Origin of the sequence: Hymenobacter humi, from assembly GCF_042665855.1 — a bacterium.
Taxonomy (GTDB): Bacteria; Bacteroidota; Bacteroidia; order Cytophagales; family Hymenobacteraceae; genus Hymenobacter; species Hymenobacter humi.
The window spans coordinates 1,795,965-1,821,521 of the sequence record NZ_JBHTEK010000001.1; the positions used below are offsets into that span (position 1 = coordinate 1,795,965).

Annotated in this window: 20 protein-coding genes and 3 pseudogenes; 21 read left to right on the forward strand and 2 right to left on the reverse strand. The window is 61.6% G+C overall.

Going from position 1 to position 25,557, the window contains the following annotated elements:
- Positions 1 to 83 precede the first annotated feature (83 nt).
- From ACFQT0_RS10145 to ACFQT0_RS10170, 6 genes and pseudogenes are all read left to right on the forward strand, one after another.
- On the forward strand, positions 84 to 404 hold the full coding sequence (locus ACFQT0_RS10145) for a hypothetical protein (protein WP_380202442.1): 321 nt from the start codon (positions 84 to 86) through the stop codon (positions 402 to 404).
- Positions 405 to 456: 52 nt separating this feature from the next.
- Positions 457 to 1,614 (forward strand): glycoside hydrolase family 2 protein, encoded by a 1,158-nt coding sequence (locus ACFQT0_RS10150; protein ID WP_380202444.1) that lies wholly within the window; start codon positions 457 to 459, stop codon positions 1,612 to 1,614.
- Positions 1,607 to 2,629, forward strand: a complete 1,023-nt coding sequence (locus tag ACFQT0_RS10155; protein ID WP_380202446.1) for a malectin domain-containing carbohydrate-binding protein — start codon at positions 1,607 to 1,609, stop codon at positions 2,627 to 2,629. Before ACFQT0_RS10150 ends, ACFQT0_RS10155 begins: the two co-directional genes overlap by 8 nt.
- Positions 2,557 to 3,615 carry a malectin domain-containing carbohydrate-binding protein gene (locus ACFQT0_RS10160; RefSeq protein ID WP_380202448.1) on the forward strand — a complete coding sequence of 353 codons (1,059 nt, stop codon included), beginning with the start codon at positions 2,557 to 2,559 and terminating at the stop codon, positions 3,613 to 3,615. Before ACFQT0_RS10155 ends, ACFQT0_RS10160 begins: the two co-directional genes overlap by 73 nt.
- Positions 3,616 to 3,763: 148 nt before the next feature.
- A pseudogene (locus ACFQT0_RS10165) lies at positions 3,764 to 5,360 on the forward strand (sodium:solute symporter).
- 217 nt (positions 5,361 to 5,577) lie between these two features.
- Positions 5,578 to 6,351, forward strand: a complete 774-nt coding sequence (locus ACFQT0_RS10170) for a dihydrodipicolinate synthase family protein (RefSeq protein WP_380202450.1) — start codon at positions 5,578 to 5,580, stop codon at positions 6,349 to 6,351.
- Between the two features lie 114 nt (positions 6,352 to 6,465).
- Here ACFQT0_RS10170 and ACFQT0_RS10175 read toward each other — a convergent pair whose 3' ends face one another.
- Positions 6,466 to 7,362: an AraC family transcriptional regulator gene (locus ACFQT0_RS10175; RefSeq protein WP_380202452.1), complete on the reverse strand. Its 897-nt coding sequence runs from the start codon at positions 7,360 to 7,362 to the stop codon at positions 6,466 to 6,468.
- Between the two features lie 467 nt (positions 7,363 to 7,829).
- Between ACFQT0_RS10175 and ACFQT0_RS10180 the strand changes: the two genes are divergently transcribed.
- Positions 7,830 to 8,669, forward strand: coding sequence for a hypothetical protein (locus ACFQT0_RS10180; RefSeq protein WP_380202454.1), 840 nt, complete (start codon positions 7,830 to 7,832; stop codon positions 8,667 to 8,669).
- Here ACFQT0_RS10180 and ACFQT0_RS10185 read toward each other — a convergent pair.
- Complete coding sequence (locus tag ACFQT0_RS10185; RefSeq protein ID WP_380202455.1) at positions 8,597 to 8,983, reverse strand: hypothetical protein; 387 nt, start codon at positions 8,981 to 8,983, stop codon at positions 8,597 to 8,599. The genes ACFQT0_RS10180 and ACFQT0_RS10185 overlap by 73 nt on opposite strands.
- On the opposite strand from ACFQT0_RS10185, the gene ACFQT0_RS10190 reads away from it, so the two are divergent.
- The 14 genes and pseudogenes from ACFQT0_RS10190 to ACFQT0_RS10255 all read left to right on the forward strand — a co-directional run bounded on the left by ACFQT0_RS10190 (position 8,982) and on the right by ACFQT0_RS10255 (position 25,556).
- Positions 8,982 to 9,557: a hypothetical protein gene (locus ACFQT0_RS10190; RefSeq protein WP_380202457.1), complete on the forward strand. Its 576-nt coding sequence runs from the start codon at positions 8,982 to 8,984 to the stop codon at positions 9,555 to 9,557. The genes ACFQT0_RS10185 and ACFQT0_RS10190 overlap by 2 nt on opposite strands.
- Positions 9,558 to 9,640: 83 nt before the next feature.
- A complete protein-coding gene (locus tag ACFQT0_RS10195; RefSeq protein ID WP_380202459.1) occupies positions 9,641 to 10,600 on the forward strand; it encodes a pectate lyase family protein in 960 nt (319 codons plus the stop codon).
- The gene (locus ACFQT0_RS10200; protein ID WP_380202461.1) at positions 10,597 to 11,292 is read left to right on the forward strand and encodes a hypothetical protein; all 696 of its coding nucleotides are present in this window, start codon (positions 10,597 to 10,599) and stop codon (positions 11,290 to 11,292) included. The genes ACFQT0_RS10195 and ACFQT0_RS10200 overlap by 4 nt, the downstream gene beginning before the upstream one ends.
- 178 nt (positions 11,293 to 11,470) lie before the next feature.
- A complete protein-coding gene (locus ACFQT0_RS10205; protein WP_380202463.1) occupies positions 11,471 to 12,778 on the forward strand; it encodes a glycoside hydrolase family 140 protein in 1,308 nt (435 codons plus the stop codon).
- 84 nt (positions 12,779 to 12,862) lie between these two features.
- The gene (locus ACFQT0_RS10210) at positions 12,863 to 13,753 is read left to right on the forward strand and encodes a glycoside hydrolase family 43 protein (RefSeq protein WP_380202465.1); all 891 of its coding nucleotides are present in this window, start codon (positions 12,863 to 12,865) and stop codon (positions 13,751 to 13,753) included.
- A pseudogene (locus ACFQT0_RS31620) lies at positions 13,746 to 14,473 on the forward strand (six-hairpin glycosidase); the annotation flags it as partial. The gene ACFQT0_RS10210 and the pseudogene ACFQT0_RS31620, both read left to right, overlap by 8 nt.
- A 450-nt stretch (positions 14,474 to 14,923) precedes the next feature.
- Entirely contained in the window at positions 14,924 to 15,643 is a 720-nt protein-coding gene (locus ACFQT0_RS31625) for a hypothetical protein (protein WP_449272090.1), read from the forward strand.
- Positions 15,644 to 15,799: 156 nt separating this feature from the next.
- Positions 15,800 to 17,446 (forward strand): glycoside hydrolase family 2 protein, encoded by a 1,647-nt coding sequence (locus tag ACFQT0_RS10225; protein ID WP_380202471.1) that lies wholly within the window; start codon positions 15,800 to 15,802, stop codon positions 17,444 to 17,446.
- On the forward strand, positions 17,427 to 18,635 hold the full coding sequence (locus ACFQT0_RS10230; RefSeq protein WP_380202473.1) for a beta-galactosidase small subunit-related protein: 1,209 nt from the start codon (positions 17,427 to 17,429) through the stop codon (positions 18,633 to 18,635). Before ACFQT0_RS10225 ends, ACFQT0_RS10230 begins: the two co-directional genes overlap by 20 nt.
- A 290-nt stretch (positions 18,636 to 18,925) precedes the next feature.
- Positions 18,926 to 20,128 (forward strand): alpha-L-rhamnosidase N-terminal domain-containing protein, encoded by a 1,203-nt coding sequence (locus ACFQT0_RS10235; RefSeq protein ID WP_380202475.1) that lies wholly within the window; start codon positions 18,926 to 18,928, stop codon positions 20,126 to 20,128.
- Positions 20,028 to 21,692, forward strand: coding sequence for a family 78 glycoside hydrolase catalytic domain (locus ACFQT0_RS10240; protein ID WP_380205973.1), 1,665 nt, complete (start codon positions 20,028 to 20,030; stop codon positions 21,690 to 21,692). Before ACFQT0_RS10235 ends, ACFQT0_RS10240 begins: the two co-directional genes overlap by 101 nt.
- A 44-nt stretch (positions 21,693 to 21,736) precedes the next feature.
- Positions 21,737 to 22,957, forward strand: a complete 1,221-nt coding sequence (locus ACFQT0_RS10245) for a glycoside hydrolase family 88/105 protein (RefSeq protein ID WP_380205974.1) — start codon at positions 21,737 to 21,739, stop codon at positions 22,955 to 22,957.
- A gap of 26 nt (positions 22,958 to 22,983) precedes the next feature.
- Positions 22,984 to 24,113 (forward strand): annotated as a pseudogene (locus ACFQT0_RS10250) (sialidase family protein).
- Between the two features lie 48 nt (positions 24,114 to 24,161).
- Positions 24,162 to 25,556: an alpha/beta hydrolase family protein gene (locus ACFQT0_RS10255; RefSeq protein WP_380202477.1), complete on the forward strand. Its 1,395-nt coding sequence runs from the start codon at positions 24,162 to 24,164 to the stop codon at positions 25,554 to 25,556.
- The last annotated feature ends 1 nt before the right edge of the window (position 25,557 follow it).

Consider the following 25,557-nt stretch of genomic DNA (forward strand, 5'->3'; position numbering starts at 1 on the left):
TGCTTCGACAAGCTCAGCATGACGGTTTGGGGTTGTCGGGATTTCTGAAATTTCGGCGAATTAGCCTGTTTCTCTTTGTCCTCTTGGCCTGGGCCAGCGATGCCCACGCCCAAACGACGCCGCGCACTACCATCCCCTTGCTTGACAACTGGCGGACCGTAGCCGACGACAAAAACCAGCAGGCCTTTGCCGGCTTCGAGCAGCCCAATTTCAAGGACCAAAGCTGGCAAACCGTAGCCGTGCCCCACAACTGGGACGCCTACGAAGGCTACCGCCGCCAGCGCCACGGCAACCGCCACGGCTACGCCTGGTACCGCAAGACGTTTGCAACGCCCGCATCGCAAAAGGACGCCCGCTACTTCCTGTTTTTGAAGGCGTGGGTTCCTATGCCACGGTGTGGCTGAACGGCCGGCCCGTGGGCACCCACGCCGGGGGCGCACCACCTTCACACTCGACGTGACCACAGCCCTGCAGCCCACCGGCCAGCCCAACGTGTTGGCCGTGCGTGCCGACCACCCGGCTGGCATTCAGGACCTGCCCTGGGTATGCGGCGGCTGTTCCGAGGAGCGCGGCTTCTCAGAGGGTTCGCAACCCATGGGCATCTTCCGGCCGGTGCAGCTCGTTATCACCAATCCGGTGCGTATTGAGCCATTTGGCGTACACGTCTGGGCCGATTCGAGTTTGTCGGCTCAAGTCGCCCGTCTGAGCGTGGAGACGGAAGTGAAGAATTACGGCGCCGTGCCTCAAAGTCTGACAGTCATTAATCAACTATTCGACCGGCAGGGGAGGACCGTTGCGGAAAGTAAGGCGAAGCAGAAGCTAAAGGCTGGAACTGTAGCTCAGTTTCGCCTGCAGCTGCCGGAGCTGAAGCAGCCCCACCTGTGGTCGTTGGCCGACCCATACTTGTACCGGTTGGTGACACGCGTGTTTGCCAAAGACCAGCTGATTGACGAGCAGGAAACGCCCTACGGCATTCGTTGGATCAGCTGGCCGATTGGCAAAACTGCGGCTACACAAAAGCAATTTCTGCTCAACGGCCAGCCCGTTTTCATCAATGGCATTGCCGAATACGAGCACCTACTAGGCCAGAGCCATGCCTTTAGCGATGCACAAATCCGCACGCGGGTGCAGCAGGTGAAGGCCGCCGGCTTCAACGCTTTCCGCGATGCCCACCAGCCGCACAACCTGCGCTACCAAGCCAATTGGGATTCGTTGGGCGTGCTGTGGTGGCCACAACTGGCGGCGCACGTGTGGTACGACACACCGGCATTTCGCGCCAACTTCAAAAATCTGCTCACCGACTGGGTGAAGGAGCGCCGCAACAGCCCCTCGGTGGTGCTGTGGGGCTTGGAAAACGAAAGCACCTTGCCGGCCGACTTCGCCCGCGAGTGCACTGCCCTCATCCGTCAGCTCGACCCCACGGCTTCGCGCGAGCGCAAAGTCACGACCTGCAACGGCGGCCAGGGCAGCGACTGGGACGTGCCCCAGAACTGGACCGGCACCTATGGCGGCGACCCCGCCACCTACGCCGCCGACGTGGCCCGGCAAGTCCTCATCGGCGAGTACGGCGCCTGGCGCACCCTCGACCTGCACACCGAAGGCCCCCGTGCTTAACGGCGGGCCGTTCAGCGAGGACCGATTCACCCAGCTCATGGAGCAGAAAGTGCGCCTCGCCGAATCGGCCAAAGACCAGACCGCGGGCCACTTTTTCTGGCTGTTGACCTCGCACGACAACCCCGGCCGGGTGCAGGGCGGCGAAGGCCAGCGCGAGCTCGACCGCATTGGGCCGGTGAATTATAAAGGGCTGCTCACGCCCTGGGAGGAGCCCACCGACGCGTTTTACATGTTCCGGGCCAACTACGCGCCCAAGGAAAAGGAGCCGATGGTGTACATCGCCTCCCACACCTGGCCCGACCGCTGGCTGACGCCCGGACGCAAAGACAGTCTAACCGTGTACTCCAACTGCGACGAAGTGGAGCTGTTTAACGACGTGAAAGCTGCCTCGTTGGGCCGGAAAACGCGCGCCGGCGTCGGCACCCATTTTCAATGGGACGGTGTCGATATTAAGTACAACGTGCTCTACGCCGTGGGCTACGTGGGCGGCAAAGCGGTGGCCAAGGACTACATCGTGCTGCACCACTTGCCCAAAGCGCCCGGTTTTGATGCCTTCCTGGCCGATGCCCAGCCCATCACGCAGCCCCAGCCCAATTACAACTACCTCTACCGCGTGAACTGCGGCGGCCCCGAGTACGTGGACCGTCACGGCAGCACCTGGCAGGCCGACCAGCCCCGCCCCAACCCGCAAGCATGGGGCTCCGAATCGTGGACCCAGGATTTTCCGGGCCTCTCGCCCTTCTTTGCCAGCCAGCGCCGCACTCACGACCCTATTGCCGGTACCACCGATTGGCCCATGTTTCAAAGCTTCCGCTACGGGCGTGAGAAGCTGCGCTACTACTTCCCGGTGCCCAACGGCGAGTACTTGGTGGAGCTATATTTCGTGGAGCCCTGGCTGGGCACCGGCGGGGACTGGACTGCACCGGCTGGCGGCTGTTCGACGTGGCCCTCAACGGGCAAACCGTCCTCAAAGACCTCGACATCTGGAAGGAAGCCGGCCACGACCACGCGCTGAAGAAAACCGTGAAAGCGCAGGTGACGGACGGTCAGCTCACCATCTCCTTCCCGCACGTGTCTTCCGGGCAGGCCATCATTGCCGGCATTGCCATCGCCAGCACTGGTGCCTCCGCGCAGCCGGCAGCAGCGCCCCAAAGCATCATCAGCGGCCTACGGGTAGCCAATCCGGCCCAAGCCGCGCTATGGTCCACTCAAACATGGCTCGATACGGGCAGCCAGCCATACTCCAACTCGCCGATTGCGTTTAGTGCATTGCCTTCGGCATTGTACGGCGCCGAATGGTTGCGGGGTCCGCTGAAGGTTCCCACCGTTGTTGGGCCGGGCCTTGGCTTCACCGTCACCACAGCCGCCGATGTTTACGTGGCCCTCGATGCCCGGCAAAGCACCCGCCCGGCTTGGCTGCAAGCCTACGAGGATACCAAAACCACGCTGGAAACCAACGAGCACGGCGGCCACCAGTACCGCGTGTACCGCCAACGCTTTCCGGCCGGCGCCCCGGTGAACCTCGGCCCAAACAGCGGCTTGGCGCAGATGCGGCCCTACCTCGTGGCCGTGAACCGGGCCACCACCATCGAGCCGGCCTACGACCTGAAATCGGTGACCGGCTACAAGCCCGCTACAGCCCGCGTAACTGGCCCCGGCATGTCGAAGGAAACCGTCAATACCAAGGAGAGCATCACCTTCAAAGAGCCCCGCGGCGGGGCCGTGGAGTGGACCATCAGCGTGGGCGTGGCCGATACGTATTCGCTCACCTTGCGTTACGCCAACCAGCTCGCCAAGCCGCTGACGGGCAAGCTGTCGGTGTCGCTGGCCGATGGCACGCTATTGCGGGAAGAGGAGGTGACCCTGGTGCCCTCCAAACCGGGCAAGTGGAACTACCTGGCCAGCTCAACGGGCAGCATGATTAACGCGGGCAGCTACAAGATAAAGCTCAGCGGCACCGATGCCGCCGGGCTCAGCGTATCGGGCCTGGATGTGCAGTAGGGCCGGGGCGGGCCGCAGGATAGTCAAGATGGTACAACAGGTGGGGAAAATCATACAGGCGGCCCGTCGGGGCGCTTGGTAAATTTGCTAATGGGACGACAAGCCCGGTTTTGGGCCACATGTCGCGGCAATTCGGTAATATGGCCTCATGAGCAATTTGCGAGTTCTTGACCTGGTCATCATTGCGCTGTACCTAGTGGCCATGATAGCCGTGGGAGCCTACTTCTCCCGAAAAAACCTCAACGCCGAGCAGTACTCCAGCGCCTCCGGGCTGATTCCAGGCTGGGCCATCGGCATGTCGATTTACGCGACGTTCCTGAGCAGCAACACCTTTCTGGGCGTGCCGGGCAAGGCCTTTGGCACCAACTGGAACGCCTTTGTCTTCAGCATTTCCATGCCCCTGGCGGCCTGGGTGGCGACGAAATACTTCGTGCCATTCTACCGCAGCACCGGCGAGATTTCAGCCTACACGCATCTGGAGCACCGTTTTGGCAGTTGGGCGCGCACCTACGCGGTGGTGTGCTTTCTGCTCACGCAGGCTGGCCCGCATCGGCTCCATCTTCTTCGGCATTGCCCTCACGCTGCAGGCGCTCACCGGCTTTTCGATGGAGATGATTATGCTCGTCACCGGCTGCTGCATCATCGTTTACACGGTGCTGGGCGGCATCGAGGCCGTTATCTGGACCGAGGTGGTCCAGGGCGTGGTGAAAACCTTCGGGGCGCTGCTGATTCTATATCTGATTGTGACCAACATGCCGGGCGGCTTTTCGCACATCATGGCCATTGGGCAGGAGCAGCACAAGTTCAGTCTCGGAGGCTTTGCGCCCGATTTCACGCAGTCGACCTTCTGGGTAGTGCTGCTCTACGGCTTCTTCATTAACCTCAATAACTTCGGGGTTGACCAGAACTACGTGCAGCGCTACCACACGGCCACGTCATCCAAGCAGGCAGCCAAATCCATCTGGCTGTGCGTCCTGATTTACGTGCCGGCCTCGCTGCTCTTTTTTATCATTGGCTCGGCGCTGTTTGCTTACTACCAAGTGCATCCGGAACTGATTGAGGCTGTGAAGCTGAAAGTGGCCGCCGAAAAACTGCCCCTGGCCGCCACCGCCGCCCAGATTTCCCAGGTCGCGGCGCAGCTCCATCCCGCCGACTACGGCGACAAGGTGATGCCGCACTTCATGGTCACGAAAATCCCGCCCGGCTTCGTCGGCCTCATCGTGTCGGCCATCCTGTCGGCGGCCATGAGCACCATCAGCTCGGGCATGAATGCCTCGGCCACGGTCTTCACCGTCGACATCTACGAGCGGCACTTCCGGCCCAACCTTGGCGTGAAACAAACCATGCGCACGCTGCACCTGGGTACAGTGGCGGTGGGCCTGTTGGGCATGGGCGTCGGCATTGCCATGATAGGCGTGAAAAGCGTGCTCGACGTGTGGTGGGAGCTCTCGGGCATCTTCGCGGCGGGCATGTTGGGTTTGTTTCTGCTGGGCATCATCAGCCGCCAAACCCGCAACGCCGAAGCCCTCACGGCCACCATTATCGGCGTGCTGGTGATAGTCTGGCTCACGCTCTCGCCCAACCTGCCCGATACCCTGGCCGGCCTGCGCAACCCATTGCATAAGAGCATGGTCATCGTGGTGGGCACGCTCACCATCTTCCTGCTCGGCCTCTTGCTCACGCGCTTTCGCCGGAGCCGCGCCGTGCGCCCCACTCCCGAAGCATACCAACAATCCGTCCACTAGGCGGAGTCACGTTTTTCTACCCCCACGGCCCGCCCGCAGCCTCCGTTACCAAGCCCTATTCTTATGAAAAATTCGCCCAAGGGATTTATCCCAGTCATGCTCATGCCCTTTCAAAACGACGGGCAAATTGACTATCCCGCCCTTACCCGTTTGACTGAGATGTACTTAAAGGCCGGAGCTGCCGGTTTGTTCGCCAATTGCCTCTCCAGCGAGATGTTTGAGCCTGAGCGCCGAAGAGCGTCTGCAAAGCATCCGCCACGTGGTGAACGTGGCGGGCGGCGCCGTGCCTGTGGTGGCCACCGGCACCTTTGCCGGCACGCTCACCGAGCAGGCCAATTTCGTGAAGGAGGTGTACGAGGCCGGCACCGAGGCCGTCATCGTCATCACAGGGCTGCTAGCCCAGCAGGAAGATTCCGATGAGGTATTCAACGAGCGTTTCCAGCGCCTGCTCGAGGGGACCAGCGGCGTGCCCCTGGGCTTCTACGAGTGCCCCGAGCCCTACAAGCGGGTGCTTTCGGCCGAGCAGTTGGGCCAGTTCGTGAGCACCGGCCGCGTGACCTACCACAAAGACACCTGTCTGGATATTGAGCAGATACGGGCCAAGTTGGCTGCCACGCAAGGCCATCAATTCGGCCTTTACGATGCCTACATGGGCCACGCGGTGGAATCGCTGCGGGCCGGCGCGGCGGGCCTGTCGTGCATTCAGGGCAATTTCTTCCCGGAGCTAATCGTGTGGCTGTGCAAGAACTACGACAATGCCAGCCTGCGCGCCGAGGTAGACGAAGTGCAGGATTTCTTCATCAAGAATATGGGCGTGATGCACGACGTGTACCCCACCGTGGCCAAGTATTCCCTCAAGCAGCGGGGCGTGGATATTTCCACCTTCACGCGCCGGAAAGTGGGCACCTTTACTAGCTCCACCCGCGCAGGCGTCGAAGCCCTATATGGCGACTACAGCACCCTAAGCCGCCACTTGGAGCTGGTGGCGTAAGCGGCGCCCCTGCTGGCAGTCATAATAGTATTGAGCTAAACAAGAAGGTCCTGCTGCGGAGCTCCGCAGCAGGACCTTCTTGTTACGTTAGGCTTTCACGCCGTCCCCGCCCAATTAAGCCGCCATGGCCAATTCCCGGTGGTTGTGCAGATACTTCTTCTTGTACTCCAAAGGAGTCATCTTCGTGATTTTCTTGAAGTGCCGATAGAAGTTGGAAACGTTGTTGAACCCGCATTCGAAGCAGATAACCTCCGTGGGCATCTTGTCTTCGATGAGCTGGCGGCAGGCCTGGCTGATGCGAATTTCAATCAGAAAATCGTAGTAGGTCTTTTTGGTTATCAGCTTAAAGTAGCGGCAGAACGACGTGACGCTCAGGTTGCTGATGGAGGCGATTTCGTCGAGCGTAATCTCGTTTTTATAGTTCGACAACGTGTAGTTGCACACCTTGTTGATGCGTTGCACGTCCGACTCGTTGCTCTGCTTGAAGGCGTGGTGCTCGGAGGCGATGGTCTTGACTTCTGCCGTCTCCGACAGGATTTTCAGGATGGATAGGAAGATGATGATGCGGTCCAGGTCAGTAGCGTGCACGGCCTGGCGCATGAGCGGGGCCAGCTTGGCCTTAGCCTTGCCGCTGATGAGCAGGCCGCTTTTGGCTTTCTCAAACAGCTTGGGGATGAGGTAGGCCTCGGGCAGGCCGAAGAGGTAGCGGCCCAGGCACTCGGGTAGAAACTGAATGACAATGGCCTCCACTTCCTTCTCCGGGTTGCCCTGAAAGTACTCCTCGTTGCAGCGCCAGGTGTGGGGCAGGTTGGCGCCAAGCAGCACGATTTCGCCCGCCGAAAAATTGCTGATGTTGTCGCCCATCAGCCGCACGCCCTCGCCCTTGATAACGTAATGCAGCTCCAGTTCCGGATGATAATGCCACACGGTGCCGAAGTTGGGCTTCTGGTCGTGGCGGACGCTAAAGGAGCTTTGCGTATTAACCGGGACTTTGTGGAAATGGGCTTTCATAGGAAAATAGAGTTGGTGGGAATTGTGGAACGGGATAAAAAATTCGCGCCTGGAAAGCAAAAGGGGAGGTAGCAGGGCTACCTAATCATGAAATCGTTTGGGGTAGAATTGAGAGAGCGAGTGTAGTAAAAGGTGACAACCGAGCAGCAAGGCTTCTCTAGGATGTTATCCTATGGAGCAAAAAGCCCCAGGCCAGCAATTGGACTGCCCGGTGGGCTGGTAAGTGGATACCAATTTATCGGCGTTACCAACAGGCACTCTCCTGTACTTGCCTGCTCCGAGCTTTCCAGTTGATGAAATCATGGAAGGAATGGATGTGCGGGGCTACGGGCTGCTGAAAATAAACGGGTCCTTACCGGTGGAGCCCATGGCAACATCCTACACTAAGTAGGCAATGGCGGGTAAGGCCTGCGGGCAATAGACTAGCAAATTTGTCTACCCAGTATTCCGAAGTTTTTCTCCACCGAATGCCGCCGGCAAACGGCCCTCGTCCGGGCCTGCTGCCGGTTTCGGTTCACACTTTTCAGCAGCACGCCGTGGTTTCTGTGCCTTCCAAAGAAGTATTGCTCCTTGCCAGCGGCGACTTGCGCCTTGCGGCCAACCAAAACTGCTGGGCCGCCCAGCAGGCCATGGAAAAATGCCTCGGCGAAGCCCTGGCCCGGCAGGGCTGGTCGGTGAAGCGGGCCCACGCCTACGACCCCGACAAGCAGCACGGCTTCATCGATTCGCAGCGCATGGGCATGGATGTGTTTCGGTCCCTGAACCCCCTGCAACCCCTTATTGTGGCCGAGAGCGTGTGGCAGTATTCGCACCACGTGCTTTCGGGCCTCACCACCCACCAGGGGCCCATCCTCACGGTGGCCAACTGGAGCGGCACCTGGCCCGGCCTGGTGGGCCTGCTCAACCTGAACGGCTGCCTCACCAAGGCGGGCGTGCCCTACAGCACGCTCTGGAGCGAAGATTTTACCGATGACTTTTTTGAAACTGGCCTGAAACAGTGGCTCACCCAGGGGCGCGTGGTGCAGGACCTGCGCCACGTCACCAGCTTCGCCCAGGCCGCGGTGCCGGCCGCCGAGGAGCAAACCGGCCGGGCGTTTGCCCAGCGGTTCCGGCAGCACAAGGCCATCATGGGCGTGTTCGACGAAGGCTGCATGGGCATGTACAACGCCATTGTGCCCGACGAACTGCTGCACGCCACGGGCGTTTTTAAGGAGCGGCTCAGCCAAGCCACGCTCTACGCCGCCATGCGCGAGGTGACCGCTGCCGACGCCCGGGGGTGCTGGATTGGCTGCTCGCCCAAGGCATGAAATTTAACTGGGGCACCCAGGAGGCCACCCAGCTGACCCTGGCCCAGACCCTGGAGCAGTGCAAGATGTACATCGCCGCCGTGCGCATCGCCGCCGAGTTTGGCTGCGACACCATCGGCATTCAGTACCAGCAGGGCCTCAAAGACCTGACCGTGGCCAGCGACTTGGCCGAAGGCCTGCTCAACAACACCGACCGGCCGCCGGTGTACGCCGCCAGCGGTGAGGAGCTGTACGCCGGCCAGGCGCTGCCCCACTTCAACGAGGTGGACGAATGTGCCGGCCTTGATGCCCTGCTCACCTACCGCCTGTGGCATGAGCCTGGGCATGTCGGGCGACACCACCTTGCACGACCTGCGCTGGGGCCAGACCTACGACACCGGCGACGGCGAAGAGTTTGTGTGGGTGTTCCTGATATCGGGAGCGGCCCCGCCTTCGCACTTTATCGACGGGTACGCGGGCACCAGCAGCGAGCGCCAGCCGCCCATGTATTTCCGGCTGGGTGGTGGCAGCGTGAAAGGCGTCAGCCGCCCCGGGTCCATCGTCTGGAGCCGGGTATACGTCATGAACGGCAAGCTGCACTGCGACCTAGGCGTGGGCGAAGCCGTGGCCCTGCCCGCCGCCGAAACCAAGCGGCGCTGGAAGCTCACCACGCCCGAGTGGCCCATCATGCACGCGGTGCTGAAGGGCGTGAGCCGCAACCAGATGATGGCCCGCCACAAGGCCAACCACATTCAAGTAGTTTATGCTCCCTACGAGGCCAAGGCCCACCAGGCCTGCCGCATCAAAGCCGCGGCCCTAGCCGAGCTAGGAGTGGAAGTGCATTTTTGCGGCGACGTGGCGGGCATCAATGCAGCGCCCGTGCTCGAACACGCCGCCCAGCCGGCTTAAGCGTGCCGTCCTCTCCGCTTTGCAACGCACTATTACCAATGATTTCAAGCTGATCAAGCAACATTCCCCATCCTCCAACAGCTATGAACAAGCGCTTTGCCCTGCTTTCTGCTCTCCTTGTCTCGGCCGGTGCCGCGCCCGCCTGGGCTCAGTACCCCACCATTCCGCCCGAGGTAGAAGCCAAGGCCGAGGCTGCGCTGAATGACGCCAAAAAACGTTCGGACGTGGCCTGGCAGAAGGCCCTGCCCATCGTTGAGGCCGAAGCCAAAGCCGGCAAGCCCTACGTGCCGTGGGCAGCCCAACCGTCGGATTTGCCGCAGGCCACCATTCCCGCGTTTCACGGCGCCGAGGGCGGCGGGGCGTATTCCTTCGGTGGGCGGGGCGGCAAAGTGTACGTGGTGACCAGTTTGGCCGACAGCGGCCCCGGCACCTTGCGCGAAGCTTGCGAACAAGGCGGCGCGCGCATCGTCGTCTTCAACGTCGCCGGCATTATTCAGCTCAAGAGCCCCATTATCATCCGCGCACCCTACATCACTTTGGCGGGCCAAACGGCCCCTGGCGACGGGGTTTGCGTGGCCGGCGAGTCCATTTGGCTCAATACCCACGACGTGGTGGTGCGCTACCTGCGCTTCCGGCGCGGGGCCATGGACGTAGGCCGGCGCGACGACGCGCTGGGCGGCAACCCGGTGGGCAACATCATGATTGACCACGTCTCGGCTAGCTGGGGCCTCGACGAGAACATGTCGATGTACCGCCACGTGTACAACAACCCCCAGACCGGCAAGGCCGATAAGCTGCCGACCGTGAACGTGACCATTCAGAATTCCATCTTTTCGGAAGGGCTCGACACCTACAACCACGCCTTCGGCAGCACCATTGGCGGGCTGAATAGCGCGTTTGTGCGCAACCTGTGGGCCAATAACATCAGCCGTAACCCCTCGGTGGGCATGTACGGCGACTTTGGCTTTGCCAACAACGTGGTGTTCAACTGGTGGAACCGCTCGGCCGACGGGGGGACAACCGCTCGCAGTACAACTTCGTGAACAACTACTACAAGCCCGGCCCCATTACGCCACTCGACAAGCCCATCAGCTTCCGCATCCTCAAGCCCGAGGCCAGCCGCGACAAGGCGCTGGGCCAGGTGTACGGCCAGGCTTACGTGGCCGGCAACATCATCGAAGGCAACGAGAAAATCACCAAAGACAACTGGGCGGGCGGCGTGCAGCTGGAAGACGTGGCCGAGCCGGAGAAAATCCTGGCCGGCATTCGCCTGAACGAGCCGCTGCCCTTTCCGCACGTCACCGTAGTTCCGGCCCTGGAGGCCTACCGGTTTGTGCTGGCCAACGTGGGCGCCACCCTGCCCCGGCGCGACGCCGTGGACGCCCGCATTGTGGAGGAGGTGCGCACCGGCAAAATCGTGTACGCCAAAGACGCCAAGCCCTCGGCTAAGAGCCCCTACATCAAGCGCCGCCTGCCCGAAGATTCCTACAAAATGGGCATCATCACCGACCCTGCCCAAGTAGGCGGCTACCCGGTTTATAAGGGCACGCCCTACAAAGACAGCGACCACGACGGCCTGCCCGACGCCTGGGAAACCAAGCACGGCCTCGACCCCAAAAGCGCTGCCGACGCCACCCAGGACCGCGACAAAGATGGCTACACCAACATTGAGGAGTTCCTCGACAGCGTGGTGAACTTGCAAACCGTGCGCCCCACCGAAAAGCGCAAATCATAGCCTGTAGCGTGGACTCTGCGAGTCCGCGCGTGTACGGTCAACCAATGCGCGGACTCGCAGAGTCCACGCTACAACCCCTCCTCATGTTCCTGAAAGCGTGTACTTCTTCTCTGCTACTAGCGCTTCTGCTGTCGCTGGTAGCCTGGGCTCCGGCTGCTGAGCCCACGGGCCACTCAAGGTGTCGCCCAACGGCCGCTACCTGATGACGGGCAGCGGCAAGCCCTTTTTCTGGCTGGGCGACACGGGCTGGCTGCTCTTCAACAAGCTCAAGCGCGAAGAAGCCGAAACCTACCTCGAAGACCGCCGCAAAAAAGGCTTCAACGTGATTCAGGTGATGGTGCTGCACACCGTACCGGCCATCAATGTGTACGGCGACTCCGCTTTGGTGAAGGGCGACGCGGCCCGGCCCAAGCTCACCCCCGGCGTCCTGGCCACCGACGCGGCGCAGTACGACTTCTGGGACCACGTCGACTACATCGTGGACCTGGCCGCCAAAAAGGGGCTTTACATGGGCCTGGTGCCGGTGTGGGGCAACAACGTGAAAGCCGGCAAGGTCAACCAGCAGCAGGCCAAAACCTACGCCACCTTCCTGGCCGAGCGCTACAAAAACCGCCCGAACATCATCTGGCTCAACGGCGGCGACATCAAAGGCTCGGATTCGCTGCAGGTGTGGAAGTCCATTGGCGCCACGCTCAAAGCCGTGGACCCCAACCACCTGGTGACCTTCCACCCGCGCGGGCGCATGCAGTCTTCCGACTGGTTTCAGCAGGAGAAATGGCTGGATTTTAACATGTACCAGTCGGGCCACCGCCGCTACGAGCAGGACACCTCGAAGAACGAAAAACTGCACTACGGCGAGGACAACTGGCGCTACCAGCAAGCCGACTACCAAATGAAGCCTGCCAAGCCGTCCCTGGACGGCGAGCCTTCCTACGAAGGCATTCCGCAGGGTTTGCACGACGTGGCCCAGCCCCGCTGGAACGCCGCCGACGTGCGCCGCTACGGCTACTGGTCGGTGTTTGCGGGCGCTTTTGGCTACACCTACGGGCAGAATTCGGTGATGCAGATGCACAGCGCTTTTGATAAGGGCAGCGCCTACGGCTCGAAGGAGTTGTGGTCCTCGGCCATCAGCGCGCCGGGCTCGGCCCAGATGGTGCACCTCAAGAACCTGATGCTCTCGCGGCCCTTCTTTGAGCGCGTGCCCGACCAGTCGCTCATTGCCGGTAATGCGGGCCAGAAGTACAACCGCCTCCTGGGCACGCGCGGCAAGAACTACGCCTTCGTTTACACCTACAACGGTCGCAACCTGAAGGTGAATCTGGGCAAAATTGCCGGTACCAAAGTGAAGGCCGCCTGGTACAGCCCGCGCGATGGCAAAACCACGGCCATCGGCACCTTTCCGAACAAAGGAACGCGGGAATTCAACCCGCCCGGCGAGCAGAAGGACGGCAACGACTGGGTGTTGATTCTGGATTCCGTCAGCTAAAGCGCCGTGCGTACCTCCCACCTTACATCCCTTTTTGTTTTCAGCAGCGCGGCGCTGCTGAGTTCCTGTGCGAAAGAGGCCTACATGTTCACGTCGTTTCGCGAGCCGGCCACCGATGGGCTGCACTTGCTCTACAGCTATGACGGCTACCAGTGGCAGGACCTGGGAAGGTCGTTTTTGAAGCCGCAAGTGGGGCCGAGCAAGCTGATGCGCGACCCCAGCATCACGCAGGGGCCCGATGGTACCTACCACCTGGTCTGGACCTGCGGCTGGAAGGGCGACAAAGGCTTCGGCTATGCCAACTCCAAGGATTTGGTGCACTGGTCAGAACAGCGATTTATCGATGTGATGAGCCACGAGCCGACCACCGTGAACGTGTGGGCCCCCGAGATTACCTACGACCCGCCCACCAGGCAGTACCTCATTGTGTGGGCCAGCACCATTCCGCTGCGGTACCCGAAAGGGCAGGAGGACGAGGACAACAACCACCGGCTCTACTACACTACGACCAAAGATTTCCAAACCTTCGCGCCCACGCGCCTCTACCTCGACCCCGGTTTCAGCGCCATCGACTCCGAAGTGCTGCGGCGCGGCGCGGAGGATTACGTGTTGGTGGTGAAAGACAATACCCGGCCCGAGCGCAATATCAAAGTGGCTTTTGGGCCCACGGCCACAGGGCCTTTTGCTAAGGTGTCGGCGCCCTTTACCGCCAACTTTACCGAAGGGCCCAGCGTGGCCAAGCTGCCACATAACCAGTGGCTGATTTACTACGATGCCTACAAGGAGAAGAAATACGGCGCCATGAAAACCACCGATTTCATCACCTTCACCGACGTGTCGGCCCAGACCAGCGTGCCGACGGGCCACAAGCACGGCACCATCTTCATGGTGCCGCGCCGGACGCTCAAGAAACTGTTGCAAACCGGGCCGGCCGAGGCTCCTGCGGCAACTTCACGCACTCAAGCCCATGACTAAACTCAGCAGCATCTGCACCCACGGTTTCCTGGCAGTAGCGCTGCTTGGCAGCTCGGGGGCATACGCCCAGGAAACCATCCGCTACACGGGCACCACGCTCAGCAATGTGGACTACCACCACGGGCAGCTGCGGCCAGCCATCGGGGTGCACGCCCAGCAAGTGGTGCGCGCCAACCGGGAGCACCCCGACGCTGCCAACGGCGAGGGCTGGACCTACAACCATGCCCCCATGCTGGCCTACTGGAACAAGCAGTTCTACCTGCAGTACCTCAGCAACCCGGTGGGCGAGCACGAGCCCCCGGGCGCACCCTGTTGATGACGTCGAAAGACGGCCACACCTGGGCCAACCCGATGGTGGTTTTCCCGCCTTACAAAATCCCGGACGGCGTGACCAAGGACAACCGCCCGGGCAAGGTCGCCAAGGACTTGTATGCCGTGATGCACCAGCGCGTGGGCTTCTTCGTGTCGAAGAAAAACCGCCTGCTCACGCTGGGCTACTACGGCATTGTGCTCGAGCCCCACGACGACCCGAACGACGGGCGCGGCATTGGGCGGGTGGTGCGCGAAGTGCTGCCCAACGGCAAGTATGGCCCCATTTATTTCCTGCGCAACAACGCCTCCTGGGATAAGTCGAAATCCACGTACCCCTTCTACACCACCAGCAAGGACAAAGGCTTTGTGGCCGCCTGCGAGGAAATCCTGGCCAATCCGCTGATGATGCAGCAGATGGTGGAAGAGCAGGACCGCAACGACCCGTTGATTCCGCTCAAGAAAGACTACAAAGCCTTCAGCTACTACCACCTGCCCGACAACCGCGTGGTGGGCCTCTGGAAGCACGCCCTCACCACCATCAGCCCCGATGGCGGTAAAACCTGGCCCAACCCCGTAATTCGTGCGCCGCACTTCGTGAACAGCAACGCCAAAATCTGGGGCCAGCGCACCACCGACGGGCGCTACGCCACGGTGTACAACCCCTCGGAATTTCGTTGGCCGCTGGCCATTTCGACTAGCGCCAATGGGCTGGACTATACCGATTTGTGGCTCGTGCACGGCGAAATATCGCCCATGCGCTACGGTGGGGCCTACAAAAGCTATGGCCCGCAGTACGTGCGCGGCATCCAGGAAGGCGACGGCATTCCGCCCGACAAAAATCTGTGGGTGACTTACAGCATGAACAAAGAGGACATCTGGTTGGCCTCGGTTCCGGTGCCGGTTCGCGCCAAAGCAGAGAGCCACGCGAACGACGTTTTTGCGCAGCTGCCCGCCGGGCAAGAGCTGGCGAATTGGAATACTTACAGCCTGGTGCAGGCGCCGGTGAGCATCGGCGCGCTGCCCGACGGCACAAAAGGCCTCGTCTTTAAGGATTCCGACAAGTTCGACTACGCCAAGGCCGAGCGGGTAATCCCGGAGGCCAAAAAGGTGGTGGCCGAGTTCTCGGTCGTGCCCGCCCAAAACGACAAGGGCCTGCTGCAAATCGAGTTTCAGGACGGCAAAGGCACGCCGGCCGTGCAGCTTACTTTCGATGCCGAGGGCAACTTCCGCCACAAGGCCGGCTCGCGCTTCAAGAACATCACAAAGTACCAGGCCGGCCAGCAATACGACGTGCGCGTGGCGCTCGACGCCGATAGCCGGTCCTTCACCGTGGCGGTGAATGGCAAGCCCACGGGTACCTACATCTTCTTCGCGCCGGTGGCATCGTTCGAGCGCATCATGTTCCGGACGGGCGAGGCCCGGCACTTTCCCACGCCCGACACGCCCGCCGACCAGGAATACGATTTGCCGAAAGCCGGCGACTCGGACCCGCTGGCGGTGTTCTACCTGAAATCCCTGAAAACGTCTGCCCCCGAGTCTACGCCCGGCCCGGCTGCTACGGGACCAAGCGGCCTTTAAGCAGTACTGGTCAGGCCGCGCCGGCCGAAGCATTTCTCCCTTTGGTTGAACCGAAGTTCAGCGCAGGGATGGTGAGACTGATTGCGCCGGAGAGGTGCTTCGGCGGGCGCTTCCTGACCACTTGTTGCCATTTTTAACCCACTGATACCTGCTACTATGCCCCACGTTTTTACCGGGTTTAAACTTGCCGCGCTGCTGGTGCTGCTGTCCTTCACCCGCGGCCAGGCCCAGAGCACGGAAAAACTGATGCTTTCCGGAACTGGCAATGACAAAACCGTAAAGTGGCAGTTCTACTGCACCGCCGGGCGCAATTCGGGCAAGTGGACCACCATTCCGGTGCCGTCGAACTGGGAGCTGCAGGGCTTCGGCAAGTACAACTACGGGCACGAGAAAGACACCGCCCGCGGCAAGGAAAAGGGCCTGTACAAGTACCAGTTCAAAGTGCCCGCCAAGTGGAGGGGCAAGGCTGTGAATATCGTGTTCGATGGCTCAATGTCCGATACAGAAGTTAAGATTAACGGCCAGTCCGCCGGGCTCATTCACCAGGGTTCCTACTACCGCTTCAAGTACGACATCTCGAAGCTGCTGAAGTACGGCAAAACCAACCTGCTCGAAGCCACCGTGGCCAAGCACTCCGCCAACGAATCGGTGAACGATGCGGAGCGGCGGGGCGACTTCTGGCTGTTTGGCGGCATTTTTCGGCCGGTGTTTCTGGAAGCGTTGCCCGCGGCGCACATCAGCCGCGTGGCCCTCGATGCCAAGGCCGACGGCAGTTTCAAAGCAGATGTCTATACGGGCGGTACCGCGGCCGATGAGGTCGTTGGCCAGCTCTACACCCTCGACGGCCAGAAAGTAGGCGGTGAATTCCGCAGCCCAATAACAGCCGGTAATGCCGCCATGCGCCTGCAAACCACGCTAGCTACGCCGAAGCTTTGGACGGCGGAAACCCCCAACCGCTACCGCGTGGCCATGACCCTGCGCAAGGGCGGCCAGCCGGTGCACACCGTCAACCAGCGCTTCGGCTTCCGCACGGTGGAATTGCGCGAGCGGGAGGGCTTCTACGTCAACGGCACCAAAATCAAGTTCAAGGGTGTAAACCGGCACTCGTTCTGGCCCACCTCGGGCCGCACCACCAGCAAGGCGCTGAGCATCATGGACGTGAACCTGATGAAGGACATGAACATGAATGCCGTGCGCATGTCGCACTACCCGCCCGACGACCATTTCCTGGAGGCCTGCGACTCGCTGGGCTTGTTTGTGCTGGATGAAGTAGCCGGCTGGCATGCCAACTACGACACGCCCACCGGCACCAAGCTCACCGAAGAAATGGTTGTGAAAGACGAAACGCACCCCAGCATCGTGGTGTGGGTGAACGGCAACGAGGGCGGCCACAACTTCGACCTCGACCCCGTGCTCGACCGCCTGGACCTGCAAAAGCGGCCCGTGGTGCACGCCTGGCAGGTATTCCGCGGCACCGACACCCAGCACTACATCAACTTCGACTACGGCAACGGCACGCACCTGCAGGGCCACAACGTGGTGTTCCCGACCGAATTCCTGCACGGCCTCTACGACGGCGGCCACGGTGCCGGCCTGCAAGACTACTGGGAGCAGATGTGGGCGCACCCGCTTTCCGCCGGCGGCTTCCTGTGGGACTTCTCCGACGCCGGCGTGGTGCGCACCGACCGCAAAGGCCGCTCGACACCGACGGCAACCACGGCGCCGATGGCATCCTGGGGCCGTACCGCGAGAAGGAGGGCAGCTACTTCACCATCAAGGAAGTATGGTCGCCGGTATTTTTGAGCGCCGCGAAATCACGCCCGCCTTCGACGGCAGCTTCCGCGTGCAAAACCGCTTCCACTACACCAGCCTGAGTGAGTGCAAATTCACCTGGAAACTGGCTCAACTGCCGGCGCCCGGCCGCAAGGCAGTGGCTGTCACCAAAACCGGCAGCATCGCGGCGCCCGCCGTGGCGCCGGGCGGCACCTACGGCACCTTGCAGCTGGCCCTGCCCGCTGACTGGGCCCGCCACGACGTGCTCTACATCACAGCCCAGGACCCCAGCGGCCGCGAAATCTATACCTGGAGCTGGCCCATTGCCCGACCGGCCGCCGTGGCCCAGCAGCTCGTGCGCACCGAGGGCCCGGCGCCCGCGCGCCTCACCGAAACCGACTCGCTCTACACCGTGGCCGCCAATGGCGTAGAGCTGACGTTCAGCCGCAAAGCGGGCGTGCTGCGGCAGGTGCGCAACGCCAAAGGCCTCATCCCGCTCACCAACGGCCCGGTGCTGGCCGAAGGCGAAACGGCTTTCGAAGGCCTCAGCCAGCGGCAGGAGGGCCAGAACGTGGTCATTGACGCCAAGTTTGGCAAGAAGAGCAGCTACCAGTCGCTGCAGTGGACGGTGTACCCCTCGGGCTGGGTGCGCATGACGGCCAAGTACTTCCCCCGCGACTACGATTTTGCCCTGGCCGGCCTGAGCTTCAGCTACCCCGAAAAAGAAGTAAAAGGCGCCCAGTGGCGCGGCGACGGTCCCTACCGGGTGTGGAAAGACCGGATGAAGGGCACCACCCTCGGCGTGTGGGACAAGGCCTACAACAACACCTCCACCGGCGAGCCCGATGGCACCCGCGGCCCGGAGTATCCCGAGTTCAAGGGCTACTATTCCAACTTCTACTGGCTGACGCTGCAAACTACTGGCCAGCCCTTCACGGTCGTTTGCGACCAGGAAGACGTGTACCTGCGCCTGTTCACGCCGCGTTTTTCGGCCACGCCCTACAACACGGCCCCGGCCTTCCCCAGCGGCAGCATCTCGTTTATGCACGGTATCACACCCATTGGCACGAAGTCGCAAAAAGCCGAAAACATGGGCCCCATGGGCAAAACCAACATGTACTACGACTACAGCAAAGACCCGTCCTACGCCAAGGAAATCACGCTGTACTTCGATTTCACGGCCAAGCAAGCGACGGCTGCGACGGTTGGGAAGCGGTAGGAACCTCAGATTTGCGTTTCTACTAACTCGAGCGGCTGGGGCAACTGGTGGCTGCAGAATACTTGCTCCATGGGCTGAAATCGCTCGGAAAAACCAGAAAACTGTACCCGAATTCCTCAGCTATGCGCAAATCGTGAAGATTCGTGCTAACATCCTAGAATAAAGAGCAGCAAAAAAGTCGGAACTATGGGGTACTGAAAAGTGCCCCGCATAACCCCGTGGCCCAAGCCTGCCATCTGGCAGGTTTTCCCTCGCTGAATGGCAGGGAGCCGAAGGGGAAGGCCACGACTATGAACCGAAAATACCTGCTTTCATTCCTGCTGCTACTCCTGGTGCTGGCGGCGTTTCGGCCCGCGGCGCCGGGCCCTGTGCAGCTCCAGCGCCTTCGCTGTGAACTGCTCACTAACCCCGAAGGCATCGACGCTCCCGAGCCGCGCCTGAGCTGGGAGCTAAGCGGCCCCGAGCGCGGCCTGACCCAAACTGCCTACCAGGTGCTGGTGGCCTCGAACCCCGAAAAGCTGGCCGCCGACGAAGGCGACCTCTGGAACTCGGGCAAGGTCGCGTCGGCCCAATCGGTGCACGTAACCTATGCCGGCGCGCCGCTAAAAACCCGCGTTCGGTGCTACTGGAAGGTGAAAACTTGGACGAACCAGGGCGAAACCGCTTGGAGCGCGCCCGCCCGCTGGAGCATGGGCCTGCTCAACTACCTCGACTGGAAAGGCCGCTGGATTGGGCTGGACCGTGCCTTTCCCTGGGACAAGGAGGAGTCGCACGCCCGGCTGTCGGCCCGCTATTTCCGCAAGGAATTCATGGCCGATAAGCCGATAAAGCAGGCCACCGCGTCCATTATTGGGCTGGGACTGTATGAGCTTTACCTCAACGGGCAGCGCGTGGGCGACCAGGTGCTGGCGCCTGGCCCCACCGACTACACCCAGAACGTGAAGTACAACACGTTCGACGTGACGGCGCTGCTCAAGCCCGGTGTCAATGCCGTGGGTACCGTACTGGGCAACGGCCGCTTCTACGCCATGCGGCAGAACTACAAGCCCTACAAAATCAAAACCTTCGGCTACCCCAAGCTGCTCATGCAGCTGGACGTGACGTATGCCGATGGCACCCGCGAAGTCATCAAAACCGACGACAGCTGGCAGGCCACCGCCGACGGCCCCATCCGCACCAACAACGAGTACGACGGCGAAGAATACGACGCCACCAAGGAAATGAAGGGCTGGAGCACCGCCGGTTTCGACGCCAAAAGCTGGCTGAAAGCCGAGCCTGGTGCAGGAGCCGGGCGGCGCCTACGAGGCCCAGATGAACGAGAACATGAAGGTGATGGAAACGCTGAAACCCGTGGCCATCACCCGCGCAAAATCCGGCGCCTACATCCTGGACATGGGCCAGAACCTGGCCGGCTGGCTGCGCCTGCGCGCCACCGGCAAGCGGGGCGACAAAATCACCTTGCGCTTTGCCGAAACGCTGCAAAAAACCGGTGAGCTGTACGTGGCCAACCTGCGCGACGCCCGCGTGACCGACGTGTACACGATGAAGGGCGGCGGGCGCGAAACCTGGGAGCCCACGTTCGTTTACCACGGCTTCCGGTATGTTGAAGTCAGCGGCTACCCCGGCACGCCCACGATGGCCGATTTTGATGCGCGGGTGGTGTACGACGACATGGCCACCACCGGCGAGTTCACGACGAGCAACGCCACCATCAACCAGGTGTACAAGAACGCCTACTGGGGCATTCGCAGCAACTACAAGGGCATGCCCGTGGATTGTCCGCAGCGCAACGAGCGGCAGCCCTGGCTCGGCGACCGCACCACCGGCGCTTATGGCGAGAGCTTTGTGTTCGACAACTCGCGCCTGTACGCCAAGTGGCTCGATGACATTGCGCAAGCCCAGAAAGCCGACGGCAGCATTCCCGACGTGGCCCCCGCGTTCTGGCGCTACTACGGCGACAACATGACCTGGCCCGGCACCTACCTCACCATCGCCGACATGCTCTACTCGCAGTACGGCGACACCCAGCCCATCGCGAAGCACTACGACTCGATGCGCCGCTGGCTGACCTACATGCGCGCCAACTACATGACCGCCGACCACCTCGTAACCAAGGACAAGTACGGCGACTGGTGCGTGCCGCCCGAATCGGCCACCCTCATTCACTCGAAAGACCCCGCCCGCAACACCAGCGGCGAGGTCATTGCCACCAGCACCTACTACCACCTGCTGGCCCTGATGCAGCGCTTTGCCACCGTGCTGGGCAAGCCGCAGGACGCGCAGGAGTACGCCGCTTTGGCCGTCAAAATCAAGGATGCCTTCAACCAGAAATTCCTGAACGCCCAGAACCAGCAGTACTCTAACAACACCGTAACGGCCAACCTGCTACCGCTGGCTTACGGTATGACGCCGGACGCCCAGCACGGCAAGGTATTCCAAAACATTGCCGATAAAATCCTGGTCGAAAATCAGGGCCACATCAGTACCGGCGTTATCGGCACGCAGTGGCTGATGCGCGGCCTCACGGAGCACGGCCGGCCCGACATTGCCTACCGCCTGGCCACCAACCGCGACTACCCGAGCTGGGGCTACATGGCCGCCAACGGCGCCACCACCATCTGGGAGCTGTGGAACGGCAACACCGCCGACCCCGCCATGAACTCCCAAAACCACGTGATGCTGCTCGGCGACCTACTGATTTGGTACTACGAAAACCTGGCCGGCATCAAAGCGGCCCCCGGCGCGCCGGGCTTCCAAACCGTGGAGATGAAGCCCGCCCTGATAGCCGACCTCACGAGTGCGCAGGGCAGCTACCGCTCGGTGCGCGGGCTTATTAAAAGCAGCTGGAAAAAGGATGCCAAGCACTTTACATGGAATATCACTGTGCCTGGCAACACCAAGGCCGTGGTCTACATCCCGGCCAAAAAGCCGGCCGATGTGCAGGAGGGGAGCCGCAAGCTGGCCAGCGCCGCGGGCGTGAAATTTCTCCGCATGGAGGGCGACCGGGCCGTGGTGGAAATTGGGTCCGGAGATTACGCGTTTGTTTCTAATCTGTAGGGCTGAGGCCGTTGTATATGAATAGATTATTGGGCTTGATTAAGGTGCTAGAATGGGGTAGAGGGTTGCTGGTGTTTGGGGCAGCGGTGCTGCTCGCGGCGCCACTGAGGGTAGCCGCGCAGGCGGCCCCGGCGGGCCAGCTCTCCTTGCCGGCTACCATCCCGACCACCGCGAAATGGTCGGAGCGCATGGCGCTGTCCGTCTTGAAACGCAGCCCCTGGATGGCCGACCCCGTCTTGGCCGACACCTGGGGCTACACGCAGGGCCTGATTATGCACACGCTGGAGAAATTGAGCCGCCAAACCCGCGACCCGCGCTACCCGGCCTACCTGCAGCTCTACGGCAACAAGATGGTGGACGCGCAGGGCGAGATTAAGACCTACAAGCCCCAGGATTTGAGCCTCGACAACATCAACTCGGGCAAAATCCTGTTCCAGCTCTACGCCGACACCAAGCAGGAGAAGTACAAGCTGGCACTGGACAAGCTGCGTGCCCAACTCCAGAAACAGCCCAGAACCACCGAGGGTGGCTACTGGCACAAGCTCAAGTACCCCGAGCAAATGTGGCTCGACGGCGCCTACATGGCCAGTCCGTTTCTGGCTCAATATGCCCGCACGTTCAACGAACCCGCCGGTTTCGACGAGGCCGCGAAGCAACTGCTGCTGCTCGAGAAACACCTGCGCGACCCCAAAACTGGCCTACTTTACCACGGCTGGGACGAGAAGCGCGTGCAAGCCTGGGCCAACCCGCAAACCGGCCAGTCGCCCAACTTCTGGGGCCGGGCCATGGGCTGGTACGGCATGGCGCTGGTCGACGTGCTCGACTACCTGCCCGCCCAGCACCCCGACCGGCCCAAACTGCGGCAGGTGCTCGACCGCTTGGCCTTGGCCATTCAGCGGTATCAGGACCCCGCCACCGGCTTGTGGTACCAGGTAGTGGACCAGGCCGGGAAGCCGGGCAACTACCTCGAAGCGTCGGCCTCGTGCATGTTCGTGTACACGTTGGCCAAGGGAGTGAATAAGGGATATCTGAACAAAAAGTGCCGTCAGTTGGCCGAGAAGGGCTACGCGGGCATCACCAGCAAGTTCATCGAGGTGAAGCCTAACGGCGAGCTCAATTTGCTGCAAGTGTGCGAAGTGGCCGGGCTGGGGCCGGGCACGGAGCGCAATGGCTCCTACGAGTACTACGTGAAGGAACCTATCAAAGTGAACGACCCCAAAGGCACCGGCCCCTTCATCCTGGCCAGCCTGGAGCTGAAGAAATAAGGGCCGCGCCGCTACCATTTATCAACATGAAAAAGACATTCCTCCTGCTCGTTCTGGGCTTGACTGCCACCACTGCCTGGGCCCAAACCAAGCCGTGGAAAAAAGGCATCATCACCGACGAGTTTATCTTCGAAACCGCGCCCTTCCCCGAGAGCCACGCCGCCACCATTGCCGAGACGTCCAAGGGCCTCGTGGCCGCGTGGTTTGGCGGCACCAAGGAGCGCAACCCCGACGTGGGCATCTGGGTGAGCCGCCAGGAAAACGGCCGCTGGACGGCGCCCGTGGAAGTGGCCAACGGCGTGCAGAGCGAAGCCCTGCGCTATCCCACCTGGAACCCCGTGCTTTACCAGGTGCCCGGTGGCGAGCTGATACTCTACTACAAAATCGGCCCGAAGCCCTCGGACTGGAAGGGCTGGCAGCGCACTTCCCCAGACGGCGGCCTGACGTGGTCGGCGGCGCAGGCGCTGCCCGAGAACTACATTGGGCCGGTGAAGAACAAGCCGGTGCTGCTGACAAACGGCACACTGCTGAGCCCCACCAGCACCGAAGGCAGCGGCGGCTGGCGCGTGCATTTTGAGGCCACCCCGGATTTCGGCAAGACCTGGAGCATGATTGGGCCCATTGACAATGGCACCACGAAGGGCGCCATTCAGCCCAGCATCCTGACCTACAAAGACGGCCGCCTCCAGGTGCTGTGCCGCAGCCGCGACCGCGCCATCCTGGAATCTTGGTCGACGGACGAGGGCAAAACCTGGTCGCCGCTGGCCAAAACCACCCTGCCCAACAACAATTCCGGCACCGACGCCGTGACGCTGGCCGACGGCCGCCGCTGCTGGTGTACAACCACGTGCTGCCGCCCGGCGACCTCGCCAAAGGTCCCCGCACCCCGCTGAACGTGGCCGTTTCGAAAGACGGCAAAACCTGGTACGCGGCGGCGATTTTGGAAGACTCGCCCATCAGCCAGTACTCGTACCCTTCGGTGATTCAGACCAAGGACGGCAAGGTGCATTTTGTGTACACCTGGCGCCGCCAGCGCATCAAACACGCCGTGCTCGACCCCAAGAAAATGAAGCTGGTAAAGATAAAAAACGGCGTGTGGCCGGCCATGAAAGGCTACACCGCGCCGGTGGGAACGGCGGAGATTACCAAGGATTAAATAAGCGAAGCCCGTCAGGGCCAGCACGGCTGCAAACCCCTCCTCACCATGTCCAGAGTCCTTCATCTGCTCTTAGGCCTTCTGCTGCTGACCACGGCCGCGGCCGCCCAGACTGCCGACGAACAATACCGCCTGCCGCTCCAAACCGTGCTGGACCAGATTCAGCAGCGGTATGGGGTGAAAATTCGGCCCGCTGCGGACATGGTGAAGGACAAATACGTGACCTACGCCGAGTGGCGTTACCGCCCCAACGTAGAGGAAACCCTAAAAAACGTGCTGGCGCCGTTCGACCTGCAAGTAACCAAAACCGGCGACCGGGCCTACAAGCTCAAAACCTTCCAATACCACCTCAAAACGCCCGAAGAAGGTGCCGAGCAGTTGGCCTACCTCGCCACGCTGTACAAGGACGCGGCTACCTGGGAGCAGCGCAAAGCCGAGCTACGGAGCTGCATGTGGGAGGCCCTGCGGCTGTCGCCCATGCCCGCCCGGCCCGCCAGCAAGCCCATCATCACCAACAAGCGGCAGTACGACGGCTACACGGTGGAAAATGTGGCGTTGGAGACCCTGCCGGGCCTGTACGTGGCGGGCTCGCTGTACCGGCCGCTCAAGGCCAAGGGTAAAGCCCCGGTCATCATCAGCCCCGATGGGCACTTTGGTGACGGCCGCTACCGCGCCGATGCCCAGTACCGCTGCGCCACGCTGGCCCGCATGGGCGCCATGGTGTTCAGCTACGACCTATTTGCCTGGGGCGAGTCGCTGTTGCAGTTCAAGGGCGAAGACCACCGCCGCAGCCTTGCCATGACGGTGCAGGCCCTGAACGGCCTGCGCAGCCTCGACTACTTGCTGGGGCTGAAAGAGGCCGACAAAACCCGCGTGGCCATCACCGGCGGCTCGGGCGGCGGCAGCCAGACCATGCTGCTCACGGCCCTGGACGACCGCATCAAAGTCAGCGTGCCAGTGGTGATGCTTTCCAGCTACCACAGCGGCGGCTGTCCCTGCGAAAGTGGCATGCCCGTGCACCTCTGCGGGGGCGGCACCAACAACGCCGAAATCGCCGCCATGGCCGCTCCCCGTCCCCAACTGGCCATCACCGACGGCAAGGACTGGACCGCCCAAACGCCCCAAACGGCCTTTCCCTTCGTGCGCAACATCTACGGCTACTATGGCAAAACCGACTTGGTAAAAAACGTGCACCTTCCCGCCGAAGGCCACGACTACGGCCCCTCGAAGCGCCAAGCCATGTACGAGTTCCTGGCGCAGCACCTGGGCCTGAACCTGGCCGCTGCCGAAGACAAAACCGGCAAGCTGGACGAGTCGAAAGTAACCATCGAAAAGGAGGAAGTGCAGCGGGTCTTCGGCCCCAAAGGAGAACTGCTCCCCGCCAATGCGCTGCACAGTTTCGAAGCGTTGCAGGCAGTTTTCAATAAGTCGGTGACGCCTTAAC